The organism is Bacteroidales bacterium (assembly GCA_035353855.1).
Classification (GTDB): domain Bacteria; phylum Bacteroidota; class Bacteroidia; order Bacteroidales; family CG2-30-32-10; genus DAOQAK01.
The window spans coordinates 38,058-52,475 of record DAOQAK010000004.1; the positions used below are offsets into that span (position 1 = coordinate 38,058).

A 14,418-nucleotide genomic window follows, 5' to 3' on the forward strand; every position below is an offset into this window, starting at 1 on the left:
ATTAATTTTATAACACAAGTTTTGGTTCGCTGCCCGGTTTTTCTTCGTCATGAACAGTAAACTTAAGCGGATTTACGGTAAGTTCATTATACAACCTTCTGTTCCTGCAAATATCAATAGCAAGATAAAGCGCTTCGCGGAATGAATCGGCAGAGGCTATATTTTTTCCGGCAAGTTCATATGCAGTGCCATGTGCAGGCGATGTGCGTACAATGGGCAATCCGGCAGTATAATTCACTCCGCTGTCGAATGTCAGAGTTTTAAATGGGATCAGGCCCTGGTCGTGATACATTGCTATTACTGCATCGAATTTTGTAAATGATGATGAACCAAAAAATCCATCGGCAGGATAAGGACCAAATGCAAGAATACCTGCTTCTTTTGCTTTCTTTATTGCAGGGATAATTATTTTATTTTCTTCATCACCAATAACTCCGTTGTCGCCGGAATGAGGATTAACGCCCAATACAGCTATTCTTCCTTTTCTTATTCCAAAATCTTTCAGAAGCGATTCATTCAATATTTTAATTTTATTTAAAATTAATTCTTCCGTTAAAGCATTAGAAACATCCTTTAAAGGAATATGCCCGGTAACAACGCCTATGCGAATATTATTGCTAACCATCAGCATTAAAAAATCTTTGGTATTAAATTTTTCTGCAAGATATTCTGTATGCCCCGGAAATTTAAACCCCTGCGATTGAATATTTTTTTTGTTGATTGGCGCGGTAACCAGCGCATCAATATGATCATGTTTTAAATCTTCAACAGCTGCCTCGAGCGACATGAGCGACAATTGACCGCCAACTTCAGTTGACATTCCTAAATCAATTTTTACTTCTTTATCATAAATATTAATAATGTTCGCTCTTCGCGAAATTGCAGCATCAGCATTCTTCACAAGATTAAGATTGAATTCGCCAACGTCGAGTGTCTTCCTGTGATATGAAGCAACTTTAGAAGAACCATAAACAATGGGTGTGCAGATTTCCATAACACGTGGATTGGCAAGTGTTTTAATTATTATTTCATAACCAATACCATTGATGTCGCCTTGCGATATTCCTATTTTAAAACGTTCTTCGTTATCGGATTTTGTCATATCAATAATTTTAAAATATTAAATGCGATTTTTTTCTTTTATTATTTTTTAGAAATATTCTTCATGAAATCGAAAAGCAATCTTACGCAATAACCTGTTCCGCCCTGTCCAAGATAAGTGTAGCGGTTATCCATGAATGCAGGTCCTGCTATGTCAAGATGTATCCATGGGTAATCCGTAAAATGTTCAAGAAATTTTGCAGCGGTAATAGCTCCTGCATAAGCGCCACCAATATTTTTCATATCGGCAATTTCCGACTTTAATAATTCTTTATAATCATCCCACATTGGAAACTCTACAATGCGCTCGCATACGGCATTTCCGGAGTCCATTAATTTTTTCATAAACATTCCGTGATCTTTTCCCATTCCCACCATTGCATATTTTCCAACGGCGGCATGCGCTGAACCTGTAAGCGTAGCCATATCAATAACCAACCCGGGATTTAATTTTTTCGCGTAACTTAATGCATCGGCAAGAATCAATCTTCCTTCTGCATCGGTATTTAAAACTTCAACCGTAGTACCGTCATGCATGGTAATTATATCGCCGGGTACGAAACAGTTACCACCGGGACGATTATCTGTTGATGGAATTAATCCATAAACATGAACAGGTAATTTTGCTGATGCAATTGCATGAATTGCTCCTATTACAGCTGCTGCTCCCGACATATCGCACTTCATGGTTTCCATGCTTTGCCAGGGTTTCAGACATATACCACCGGTATCAATAACCAACCCCTTACCCACAAAAACATAAGGTTTTTTGTTTACCGGTTTTGCAGGTTTCCATTCAATAATAGTGAAAGTAGGCGGGTCAATACTGCCTTTATTTACGGCAAGCAATCCACCCATCTTCAATGTTTCAATTTGCTTTTTATTTAAAACTTCAACTTTAGCGCCTGCACTTTTGCACACTTTCAACGCTTCATCAGCAAGTTTTGCAGCATTCAAATATGAAACAGGTTCATTAACCAAATCACGACTGATATAAACCGACTTAAGAATTATGTTGATTTCACTGATGTTTGCAGCATTCACTTTTTTTGAAAACACCGAAATATTCTCGAGTGTGTGAATGGTTTTTTTTGAACAAACACCTTTTTTATATTTTGTAAATTGATAATTTCCTAATACCAACCCTTCAATAAACGCTATGGTATTCTCGGTTTTTTCTGAAATATCTACAATCTGAATCTTGGAAATTTTCTGACTGTTGATCTTAGGTAACAGGCTGTCGGCGGTTTTGCGGTAATATTCCTTTACATCATACCCTTGTTTTTTATTGTCGGGAAAAACAACAAAATCCCATTTTTTAAGCCTGTTAAAAGAAAAAGTTTTTGTTTCGTTTTTCGATAACAGCGAAGACATATATGTTATTTCATCTTTGGTGAAAGAATATTTTGCAAGGCTTTCCGGTTTCTCGGCAAGAAATATGGCGTTTACTGCAACAGAATATTTTTCGGTTTTTTCAATATTTTTAAACATATATGATTATTTTTGAAAAATTATAAAAGGATTACAAAATTACAAATCCTGCCCAGATTTAAGTTATATTTTTTAATTATTTATTAAAGTATGAATTTCGACGAGAACATACTTTTTGAAAAAGCATTGAATTCAGAATTTCTTTCTGTTGATGAAGGTTTATTTCTTTATAAAAATGCCTCCACTGCATCGTTGATGTATATTGGACATGAATTACGGAAGAAAAAAATTCCGGGAAACAAGGTAACATGGATGATCGACCGTAATGTAAATATCACTAATGTATGTGTGTCGGGTTGCCTTTTTTGTAATTTTCATTGTTCACCCAAAAGTAAAAAAGCTTACACCACTTCGATTTACCAATATATTGATAAAATTGAAGAGATGAAAAAACTAGGAGGCAACCAGTTATTATTGCAGGGCGGAATGAATCCCGACCTGGATCTGGAATATTATAAAAATTTATTTAAGGATTTAAAAAAGAGATTTTCTAATTTAAAACTTCATGCATTGGGACCTCCTGAAATTGTTTTTTTAAGCGAAACAAGCGGAAAAACATATCAGCAGGTACTTGAAGAATTATGTGAAGCAGGACTTGCATCATTACCCGGAGCAGGCGCAGAAATTTTATCCGACAGGGTAAGAAAAATTATTTCCCCGAAAAAATGTGGCGCCCATCAATGGCTTGAAGTAATGAAAGAAGCTCACAACCTTCGTTTACTCACCTCTGCTACCATGATGTTCGGACATTTGGAAACTTTAAAAGAACGAGTTGAGCATCTGGTTTTAATTCGCGATACGCAAAATAAAAAACCGGAAGATGCAATAGGTTTTATTGCATTTATTCCATGGCCTTTTCAACATAAAGGAACGGCATTAAATAAAAAATTCGGAATACAAAATGCGGTTACTTCAGAAGAATATATCCGTACCATAGCCATAAGCCGGATTATGCTTCCCAATATCAATAATATCCAGGCATCGTGGTTAACCGTTGGTAAAGAAACTGCACAGGTTTGCCTGCATTCGGGAGCTAATGATTTTGGCTCGATAATGATTGAAGAAAATGTTGTTTCAGGTGCAGGCGCTTCAAATTCTTTCAACGCCGATGAAATTCAAAAAGCTATTACTGATGCGGGTTTTACACCACAACTTCGGAATCAGAAATATGAAAATATTAGCATGCCTTTTTAATTAATCCGATTTTAATTTTTACATAGTTAAAATGTCATAAATTAGCATTTAACAAGTTTTAAGTTCATTTATATAAAATAAAATATTTAATTTAGTGTTCATTATTCTTTAAAAGTTTATGCGAAGGTTCATCATAATATTAATTATTGTTTTTTCTTGCTACTCCTCATTTGCTACACATATGAGAGCAGGGGAAATTACATATAAATGGCTTCATGACCTCACATATGAATTTACTATTGTTACTTATACCTATACATATAGCCAGGCTGACCGGCCAAACTATGAAATATTCTGGGGTGATAATTCTTCTTCCATTATTGATCGGGTTCAGGAAATACTGCTTCCCGATAGCATCAAATACAATAAATATGTTGGAGAACATACTTTCCCCGGTCCTTATACTTATGTTATTACTCTTGAAGATCCTAACAGGAATGATGGTGTTGTAAATATCCCTTACAGTGTAAATGTTCCGTTCTTTATACAAACCACACTTGTTATTAATCCTTTTTTAGGACCAAATAATTCTCCCACGTTACTTAATCCACCTATTGATAATGCCTGTGTCGGGAAAATATTCATTCATAACCCTAACGCTTATGATATTGATGGCGACAGCATTTCATATCGTTTGGTAAATTGCAAAGGAGAAGATGGACTGGATATACCGGGATATATGTATCCTGTTGCCAGTACTTATTTTGGCATCGACCCGATTACCGGTGATCTTACGTGGAATTGCCCAGTATCCCAGGGTGAATATAATGTTGCTTTTCTTATTGAAGAATGGCGACACGGAATACTTATAGGGAGCGTAACCCGCGATATGCAAATTAGTGTTGTCAGTTGCAATAATAATCCACCCGTTATTCAAAACATCATGGATACCTGCGTACTCGCAGGGACTTTACTGGAATTTGATGTTATTGCTACAGATGTGGATAATGACCTTATAACACTTACCGCTAATGGCGGTCCTTTAATGCTATCCGATAATCCTGCCTCATTTCCACAACCCACATCAGCATATTCAGCTGACACCTCGCATTTCTCATGGCAAACTACCTGTTCTCATGTCCAGAAAGCACCATATATCATGACCTTCAAAGCTGTTGATAATGATCCTCAGGTTCACCTGGTAGATATTGAAACAGTTTTTATAACGGTTGTAGCGCCTGCACCACCTAATCTTATTGCTTCACCTGTTGGAAATAATATTCAGCTTACATGGGAAAAAAGCCCTTGTCCAAATGCTGTAGGATATAAGGTATACCGACGTAACGGGTTTTACGGATATGTGCATGGACATTGCGAAACAGGTGTTCCTGCCTACACAGAATATATTGAGATAGCTACGGTTGCCGGTATTAATGACACCACATATCTTGACTCAAACAACGGAGCAGGTTTAACACATGGCATCGATTATTGTTATATGGTAATTGCTTATTTCGACGATGATGCTGAAAGCTATGCCTCTAACGAAGCATGTGCAGTGCTGATAAAAGACGTACCTATAATCACAAACGTAAGTATTAACACTACTGATGCGGTTAACGGTTCAGCCTTTATTGCATGGTCAAAACCTACCGCGTTGGACACAACAATTGCCACAGGTCCATACAAATACCTGATCAGTCATTCAAATGATTTAACAGGTACTAACCTTGTCCTTATTGATTCATTAAATAATTTAAATGATACAACATATATCGACACGATTATAAATACGATTTCCACACCATGGTCGTATCGTATCGACCTATGGAATGATACCCCGGGTAATCGTTACCTTGTGGGAAGTACACATATTGCATCGTCTGTATTTATCAGCCTTACACCTAATGATAACGAAATTTTAATTTCTTATAATCCAAATGTACCATGGATTAATAATACTTTTGTAATTTACAGAAAAGCTCCCGGTTCATTAACATATGATTCAATAGGAATATCTACTCAGCTGCAATATACTGATACCGGCTTAGCCAACGGAGCAACTTATTGTTACAAAGTAAAAAGTATAGGCGATTATTTTGCTCCGGGTTTTATACATCCAATCATTAACTGGTCGCAGGAAACATGCTCCAGCCCGATAGATAAAACACCTCCATGCGCACCTGTTCTTTCGGTCAATCCTAATTGCACTAATATTGAAAATTTTCTCACATGGACAAACCCAAATCATTCATGCGCCAATGATGTTATAATGTATTATATTTATTATTCACCAAGCAATAACAGCGATTATACTTTTCTTGACACCATATCAAATCCAAACGATACAACTTATCTTCACCAGGATCTTGTTTCTATAGCCGGCTGTTATTATGTTACAGCCATTGATTCATTCATGAATGAAAGCATGAGCAGCAATTTAGTTTGCCTTGATATTGACAGTTGTGATTTATATCATTTACCAAATGTATTCACGCCTGATGGTGATGGCTACAATGATTACTTCATTCCATTTCCTTACGACTTTGTTGAAAAAATAAATTTACAAATTTTCAACCGCTGGGGAAAACTTGTGTTTACCACTGAAGACCCTAATATAAACTGGGATGGAAAAGATAAATATACAAAACAATATTGCAGCGATGGCGTTTATTATTACATTTGCGATGTTTATGAAATAAAGCTTGAAGGGCTTACCAAGCGCACCATTCAAGGATTTGTTCACTTATTAAGAAATTAAAATTATTATGTTTACAGGAATTGTTGAGAAAACCGGGAAGGTTGTAAAAGTTGAAAAAGAAAAAGGAAATATTCATTTCACCATTGAAGTTGATTTTGGAAAAGAATTGAAAATTGACCAGAGCATGTGCCATGATGGAGTTTGCCTTACTGTGGTAAAAGTTTTTCCAAAAAGAAATCAATATGTTGTAACTGCTGTTGATGAAACATTAAATAAAACAAACCTCCGCATGTGGAAGCCGGGTTATGAAGTGAACCTCGAACGCAGTATGAAAATGGAAGGCCGAATTGACGGGCATATTGTACAGGGACATGTTGACCAAACTGCTGTTTGCACTAAAGTAAAAGAAACAGATGGAAGCTGGTTTTACGAATTTGAATACGACCCTAAAAGAGGAAATATAACTGTTGAGAAAGGCTCTATTTCTGTTAATGGAGTTAGTCTTACTGTTGTTGATTCAAAAAAGAATTTATTTTCAGTAGCAATAATTCCATTTACCCAGGAAATAACAAATTTCCATAATTTTAAAAAAGGTACTATCGTAAATATTGAATTTGATGTATTGGGAAAATATGTTACCAAGCTCCTGGAAAGTTACGGAATAATTAAAAAGAAGAAATAAAAATTTATTTGATTTTAAAGGGACACATGATTATCTGCGGTCCCTTTTTTTTATTATAATGCCAGATAACTCCTGTTTGATAAAGAATTAATATTTAAAAAATAAAATATTAATCGTATTTTTGCGCCCGATGGAAAATATTAGGAATTTTTGTATCATCGCACATATTGATCACGGGAAAAGCACTCTGGCCGACCGATTGCTTGAGTATACCGAAACTGTTGCTGTTCGCGACCTGCAAAATCAATTGCTCGATGACATGGAACTGGAAAGGGAAAGAGGCATTACAATTAAAAGCCATGCTATCCAAATGAACTATGAATTGGATGGAAAAAAATATAAATTAAATCTTATTGACACTCCCGGTCATGTTGATTTTTCTTATGAAGTATCGCGTTCCATAGCCGCATGTGAAGGAGCTTTGCTTGTTGTTGATGCAGCCCAGGGAATTGAAGCACAAACCATTTCCAACTTATATCTCGCTCTTGATCATAACCTCACTATTATTCCTGTGCTTAATAAAGTAGATCTTCCAAGCGCAATGCCTGAAGAAGTAAAGGATCAGATTATCGATCTGACTGGTTGCGACAGAGAGGACATCTTATTGGCAAGTGGGAAAACAGGCTATGGGGTTTATGATATTCTTGAAGCGATAGTTAAAAGAATTCCTCCCCCTAAAGGTAATAAAGATGAAGCTTTGCAGGCATTGATATTTGATTCTGTGTTTAATTCATACAGGGGAATCATAGCTTACTTCAGAATTTTCAACGGACAAATAAGTAAAAATGATAAAGTAAAATTTGTTAATACCAACAGGGAATATCTTGCTGATGAAGTAGGAATCCTGAAAATGGAGAAAGAGCCCTGTAATACAATATATGCCGGTGATGTGGGATATATTATTTCAGGAATAAAAGATGCAAGTGAAGTTAAAGTTGGAGATACCATTACTCATGTTGAAAATCCATGCACTGAAATCATCAAAGGATTTGAAGATGTAAAACCTATGGTTTTTGCCGGTATTTATCCTGTGGAAACAGAAGAATACGAAGAGCTTCGTACAGCAATGGAAAAATTAAAACTGAATGATGCTTCTCTTACATTCGAACCTGAATCATCGGCAGCACTTGGGTTTGGTTTCCGCTGCGGATTCTTAGGAATGCTGCACATGGAAATTATCCAGGAGCGTTTAGAACGGGAATTTTCAATGACAGTTATCAATACCGTTCCCAACGTTTCGTACCATGCTTTTACTACCAGGGGCGAGAAGATTGTTGTAAACAACCCTTCCGATATGCCCGAAGAAACACATGTTGATAAAATTGAAGAACCTTATATAAGTGCACAAATCATTACAAAATCAGAATACATTGGTTCTGTCATTGGTTTGTGTATTGACAAAAGAGGAATACTGAAAAACCAGGTATATATTACGACTGACCGTGTTGAAATTACTTTTGAAATGCCTCTTGCCGAAATTGTTTTCGATTTTTACGACAGGCTGAAAACCATTTCACGCGGTTATGCATCGTTCGATTACCACCCTATTGAATATCGCGAAGCAAACCTGGTAAAGCTTGACATCCTTCTGAACGGCGATCCTGTTGATGCTTTATCTGCATTGATCCACCGCGAAAACTCACAACAGTTCGGAAGAAAAATTTGCGAGAAATTACGACAGCTGATTCCTCGCCAGCAATTTGATATTGCCATACAAGCCAGTATTGGCGCTAAAATAATAGCACGCGAAACAGTAAAAGCATATCGCAAAGATGTAACATCAAAATGTTATGGTGGCGATATTACCCGTAAAAGAAAATTACTTGAAAAACAGAAAAAAGGTAAAAAACGAATGCGTCAAGTAGGAAATGTTGAAATCCCGCAATCAGCGTTTTTGGCAGTACTTAAGCTGGATGAATAAAAAATATTTATACTTCTACCCTTTTATATTTTTTAAAAAAGCTTTTACATCTCAGCGATATTACACCAAATATTGCTTCTTTAAAAATTCCTCCATTCATTTTTGACTGCCCTTCGGTACGGTCAGTGAAAATTATCGGTACTTCAATTATATTAAATCCTAATTTCCATGCAGTGAATTTCATTTCAATCTGGAAGGCATAACCTGTAAACCTTATCTTATCAAGGTTTATAGACTTAAGTACATTTTTACTATAACAAACAAATCCGGCAGTAGTATCGCGAATCTTCATACGGGTAATCATTCTTACATATGCCGAAGCATAATATGACATCAGCACACGCCCCATCGGCCAGTTTACAACATTCACTCCATTAATATACCTTGAACCTATTGCTAAATCTGCATTATTCTCATTACAAGCTTTATAAAGGCGAAACAAGTCTTCAGGATTGTGAGAAAAATCGGCATCCATTTCGAAAATGTAATCGTATCCTTTTTTTAATGCCCATTTAAACCCATGAATATATGCTGTGCCCAATCCTAATTTACCGGAACGTTCTTCCATAAATAAACGCTCTTTAAATTCAGGCATCAGTTTACGCACAATATCAGCAGTGCCATCGGGTGAGTTATCTTCAACAATCAAAATATCAAATTCCTTTTGTAAAGAAAAAACTTTCCTGATTATCTTTTCGATATTCTCGCGCTCTTTGTATGTTGGTATTATAACTAAGCTATCGGACACAATTGTATTTTAAAGATGTAAATATAAATATTTTTAAAAACAGGCAAACTAATTGAAAAAATAATTATTTCCGGGAATACCAGAAAAATAAATTCGTGTATTAAAATTATTTTGCCTGCAAATTATTTTCAAATTTATGAAAAAAACGATAATATGATAAAAAAATTGTATGGATTACTTTTTTTTATCAATTATTGAAAGCATATCATTTAAACGGCGTTCTTTTCTTGCTTTAAATGTTCCTTTATGGTATGAATATCCAACAATTAAAGGCATTGCAATAGTAGCTTCTGAATATACCATCTGCTCATAAGTAGTATCTACCTTACCCCATGAACTGGCTTCTTTAAGTGTAGAGCCTGACAATGCGCCATCACGTTCATCAGCAACAGTGATCTGAATAGCATATTTATGCATGGGCACATCGTAATCCAGTACTTCTGCAGCAACAACAATATCCTGAACAAAATTCTTTGGAACACCTCCGCCAATCATAAAAATTCCAGAAGAAGGATTTTTTATTTTAATTTTTGTGATCTCAAGAAAATCTCTTGCAGAATCAATACTCACCTGCTTTCCGGGATTATTCCATTGATGATGTACTAAACCAAAACCTGCTGAGCAATCGGAAAATGCAGGAACAAAAATTGGAATTCCTTTTTTATAACACTGGTAAACGATAGAGTCTTCGCGGGATTTGGAATATTTATTATTTTCATCTAAATATTTCCCCATTTCAATAATGAATTCTCTTGAAGAATATGGCTTAGTAGGAAGACTGTTTGCTATATGCCCTATGGTTTCGTCGCAAATTCTTAATTCATCTTCATCAATGTATGTATCATAAATACGGTCGATCATTAATTCGCGAAGTTCAGCATCATTAACAAACGGGGTACCTTTATAATGCCTGAATCCCAATCCTTCGAAAAAATCCTGGTCAACGATATTGGCACCGGTGGAAACAATTGCATCGACCATATTATTTTTAACCATATCAAGGATAACTTTTTTTAGTCCTGCTGAAATAAGTGAACCGGCAAGAGTAAGAAATACTGTGCATTCTTTATCGGCCTGCATCATATCAAAAATCTTAGCTCCGCGGGCAAGGTTACGTGCCTGGAATGCCATTTCATTCATTGCATCAACCATAGGAACAACATTGTATTTTGTAATATCTATATGTTCAATGGTTTCTTTTAAAAAATCTTTCTTCTTCATAATAATTAAAAATATGTTTTTCTGAACGGCAAAGATATTAAATATTGGAGCAAAATAAAATGATATTTTTTTAACAGTTATTATATAACAATAGTTCGTTAAGTTTTGAGGTTTTTCATTCTTCGAAATGACAAAGTGCAGTATTATACCGACAGAAAAGAGGTTTGCAAAAATATTTTTTGTTTTCTGTACGGTATAACTCGTTCTAAACAGTTTTGCCTTTGCAAACCTGATAAGAACGAGTATAAATATCTTTCAACTTATGACGACTTCGATAAAAAAATTGATTATTCTTTATAATTATTTTAAATTCGCAAATAGTATTTATCCCGAACATATTGAACAATAAATTAATTATACTATTTTTTATTTTCATTATCTCATTCCCATTGTTTTCGCAGGAACGCTTTGGTATAAGCAATAGCCTGTATTCGGGAATATCAAATAATAAGTTTAACCCCGCATTGCTCGCCGGATCGCCATATAAATGGGATTTTAATTTGGTTTCCGCTCATGTATATCTTGATAATAATTATGTTTATATTTTTCAAACCAATATTCCTGATATTATTGCCGACAATGGCGAAACAGAAGTCATTATTGATAACGACTGGAATGCAGATAAAGGAAATTTTTCAAAATACATGTTTGAAAATAAAATTCATAATAACTGGAGAAAAAATATTTACTCCTCAGTTATTGTTGAAGGTCCTTCATTTATGTTCAATGTGAAAAAGTGGACTTTCGCTGCTGAAGAGGCATTAAGGGTAGGTGTGTCGGCTAACCGTATTCACGAAATTCCTGCAAGTTTTATTTTTGAAGGAATTTCATACGAAGAATTACAAGACAGGGAAATCACCATTCCTAAATTCAGAGCAAATGCAATGGTCTGGAGTGAAATTGGAATTTCAGTTTCAAGAAGAATAATGGAAAAAAAGGGGCGCCAGTTAAAAGCAGGTATTACATTAAAACATTTGATAGGTTATGGTGGCGCTTATGCTTTAAATAAAAATATCAATGTAAATATTCCCAACGATACCAGTATTATCTTCAATAGTGTAAATGCTGAATATGGCTATGCCATCAATATGGATGATTTTTACGATCCCGATAACAGTGAAAAACCTTTTGATGTTGGTGGTATTATAAGAAATCCTAAAGGTCATGGAAAATCTTTTGATATTGGAATTACCTATGAAAAAAAAGCACTGGAAAACAAATATCAATGTCCAAATTTCTGTAATAAAAAACTGGAAATACAATATTCATGGAAAATAGGATTTTCATTTTTAGATATAGGATATATACGATTTAATAAATCGGCAAAAACATTCAACTTTGAAAATACATCAGGCGACTGGTATAATGAAAGTACAAAGTGTGAAGATTTTAATGGCATCGATTCGTTATTAAGTGATTATTTTAATGATAGTCCGAATCCAAAGGTTCAGTCAACAGAGTTTACCATGTTTCTACCATGGGCTGCTTGTTTAAGTTATGATTATAATATTGGATATAATTTTTATATAAACGGTTCATGGATACAGCGCATCCCGCATTTTGGCCTGCCGGGAATCGACAGGGCGAACAGCATAGCCATAACACCCCGTTTCGACCATAAAAATATAGGAGTTGCGATGCCTATAGTTTTTCATGAATATTTGTGGCCGCGAATAGGGATTGCTTTACGTATAGATAATTTTCTTCTTATAGGTACAGATAAACTTGGAGCGATAATTGGGAACCGATTATCAGGCGCTGATATTTATGTTGCATTAAAATTTAATGAACTTAAGAAGTGCAAAAAGAAAAAAACAATGCCATCATTCCTGCCAAGTAATATTTCAGTAAAATAAATGTAAATAAAAATCAAAAATTAACATATACCTACTAGTTTTTTTATTACATTTGCTTCCCTTTTGACTTTTTTGGAAAATCTTAAAAAATTTAAAGATATAACAAGAACTTATTTATTAACAAATTAAAGACATTATGAAAAAATTTACTTTGATTATTACAACATTTTTAGTGTTTGCAGCATTGCTATCGAATGCTCAAATAACTAACGGCGGTTTTGAATTATGGACAGCAGGCAAACCTGATGGCTGGTATGGTTCAAAAACTCAATCAACTAGCTTAACTGTTGCAAAAGACTCTGTGAATGTTCATGGCGGAGTATATGCTTGTGCACTAACAAATACCTATTCTGCTCACAGGCGATTTACAACTACTTCTACTAGCGTTACTAATGGGACAGCTTATGTAATTTCCTTTTGGGTAAAAGGAACAGGAACTGTAAGAACAGGTATGTATACAGGAAAATCTGGCACTTCTTATGGTTATTTAACCTACAATGCTTATGCTACTGTAACTTCTTCATGGACCCAGGTTTCCCAAACTTTAGTTCCCGATACTACAACTAACCTTGCCGAATTTATTATCGATGCAGGAGCATCATCTACTTTTACTGTTGATGATGTAACTGTAACATCAGGTACAGTACCTACAGTTACAATTCATGACATTCAATATTCAACAACATCTCCTTACGCTTCTCCTTACAGTGGACAAGCAGTAAATACCGGTGGAATAGTAACAGGTAAATTTAATAAAGGCATATTTATACAGGATGCTTCTGGTCCGTGGAACGGGCTTTATGTTTATGACTCGGCACATGTAGCGGCTGCCGGAATTGTTGTTGGTGATTCGATTACCATATCAGGTACTGTTAGTGAATATCATAATTATACCGAATTAGGCAGTATAAATAATATTACAAAAGTTTCATCCGGCAACACAGCACATGCTGCATATGCTGTTTCTAAAGCAAATTCAACAACAGAAGAACTCGAAGGAGTTCTTGTAACATTAACAAATATTCCATGTATCGAGGTTACAGATGCCTCATATGGTGAATTTGTTTTATACAATGGTGATACTACAAGAACAGGAGGAAAGCTTTATAAATATACCAACGCCATAGTAGGAACTAACTACGATGTAACAGGAATTGTTTATTTGGATTATAATGATACTATACGTGTAGAACCTCGCGATGTCAATGATGTTTCAGTAAGTTCGGGCATTGTTGAAAACAACAAAAATTCTTTAAGCATTTATCCTAATCCTGTAACAAGTAATCTTTTCATTGAAAATATGAATGGTATTGAAAAAATTAGAATATCAAATATTCTCGGTGCAACAATAGAAGATATAAATGTTACATCAAACAATACTTCAGTAAATACTGATAAGCTTTCAAAAGGAATTTATTTCATCACATTATTTAATAATAAAGGAATTTCAGAAACAAGAAAATTTTCTAAAGAATAATTTTCAGAAAAACATTTAAAAAAAAACTTCCGCAAAAAACGGAAGTTTTTTTTTGATACATTTGTTTTAGGACAACAAATAGTAAA

General features: G+C 34.9%; 10 protein-coding genes. 6 read left to right on the forward strand and 4 right to left on the reverse strand.

The genetic code is table 11. The features are described from left to right. Positions 1 to 7: 7 nt before the first annotated feature. On the reverse strand, positions 8 to 1,102 hold the full coding sequence (gene pdxA, locus PKK00_01605; protein ID HNW97090.1) for a 4-hydroxythreonine-4-phosphate dehydrogenase PdxA: 1,095 nt from the start codon (positions 1,100 to 1,102) through the stop codon (positions 8 to 10). A gap of 41 nt (positions 1,103 to 1,143) precedes the next feature. Further along, positions 1,144 to 2,592 (reverse strand): leucyl aminopeptidase, encoded by a 1,449-nt coding sequence (locus PKK00_01610; protein ID HNW97091.1) that lies wholly within the window; start codon positions 2,590 to 2,592, stop codon positions 1,144 to 1,146. Between the two features lie 90 nt (positions 2,593 to 2,682). Here PKK00_01610 and mqnC point away from each other — a divergent pair, with 90 nt between their 5' ends. The 4 genes from mqnC (at position 2,683) to lepA (ending at position 9,030) form a co-directional block, all read left to right on the forward strand. Next, positions 2,683 to 3,786, forward strand: a complete 1,104-nt coding sequence (gene mqnC, locus PKK00_01615; protein ID HNW97092.1) for a cyclic dehypoxanthinyl futalosine synthase — start codon at positions 2,683 to 2,685, stop codon at positions 3,784 to 3,786. Between the two features lie 181 nt (positions 3,787 to 3,967). After that, positions 3,968 to 6,487, forward strand: coding sequence for a gliding motility-associated C-terminal domain-containing protein (locus PKK00_01620; GenBank protein HNW97093.1), 2,520 nt, complete (start codon positions 3,968 to 3,970; stop codon positions 6,485 to 6,487). A 7-nt stretch (positions 6,488 to 6,494) separates the two neighbouring features. Then, the gene (locus PKK00_01625; GenBank protein ID HNW97094.1) at positions 6,495 to 7,109 is read left to right on the forward strand and encodes a riboflavin synthase; all 615 of its coding nucleotides are present in this window, start codon (positions 6,495 to 6,497) and stop codon (positions 7,107 to 7,109) included. 130 nt (positions 7,110 to 7,239) lie between these two features. Further along, positions 7,240 to 9,030 carry a translation elongation factor 4 gene (lepA, locus tag PKK00_01630; protein HNW97095.1) on the forward strand — a complete coding sequence of 597 codons (1,791 nt, stop codon included), beginning with the start codon at positions 7,240 to 7,242 and terminating at the stop codon, positions 9,028 to 9,030. Positions 9,031 to 9,037: 7 nt separating this feature from the next. Here the strand turns inward: lepA and PKK00_01635 are convergent, their stop codons facing one another. Next, complete coding sequence (locus tag PKK00_01635; GenBank protein ID HNW97096.1) at positions 9,038 to 9,778, reverse strand: polyprenol monophosphomannose synthase; 741 nt, start codon at positions 9,776 to 9,778, stop codon at positions 9,038 to 9,040. Between the two features lie 174 nt (positions 9,779 to 9,952). Then, on the reverse strand, positions 9,953 to 10,999 hold the full coding sequence (locus PKK00_01640; protein HNW97097.1) for a deoxyhypusine synthase: 1,047 nt from the start codon (positions 10,997 to 10,999) through the stop codon (positions 9,953 to 9,955). Positions 11,000 to 11,337: 338 nt separating this feature from the next. Between PKK00_01640 and PKK00_01645 the strand changes: the two genes are divergently transcribed. Both PKK00_01645 and PKK00_01650 read left to right on the forward strand, forming a co-directional pair. Then, positions 11,338 to 12,855, forward strand: a complete 1,518-nt coding sequence (locus PKK00_01645) for a DUF5723 family protein (GenBank protein HNW97098.1) — start codon at positions 11,338 to 11,340, stop codon at positions 12,853 to 12,855. Positions 12,856 to 12,991: 136 nt separating this feature from the next. Continuing rightward, positions 12,992 to 14,332, forward strand: a complete 1,341-nt coding sequence (locus tag PKK00_01650) for a T9SS type A sorting domain-containing protein (GenBank protein HNW97099.1) — start codon at positions 12,992 to 12,994, stop codon at positions 14,330 to 14,332. Positions 14,333 to 14,418 lie beyond the last annotated feature (86 nt).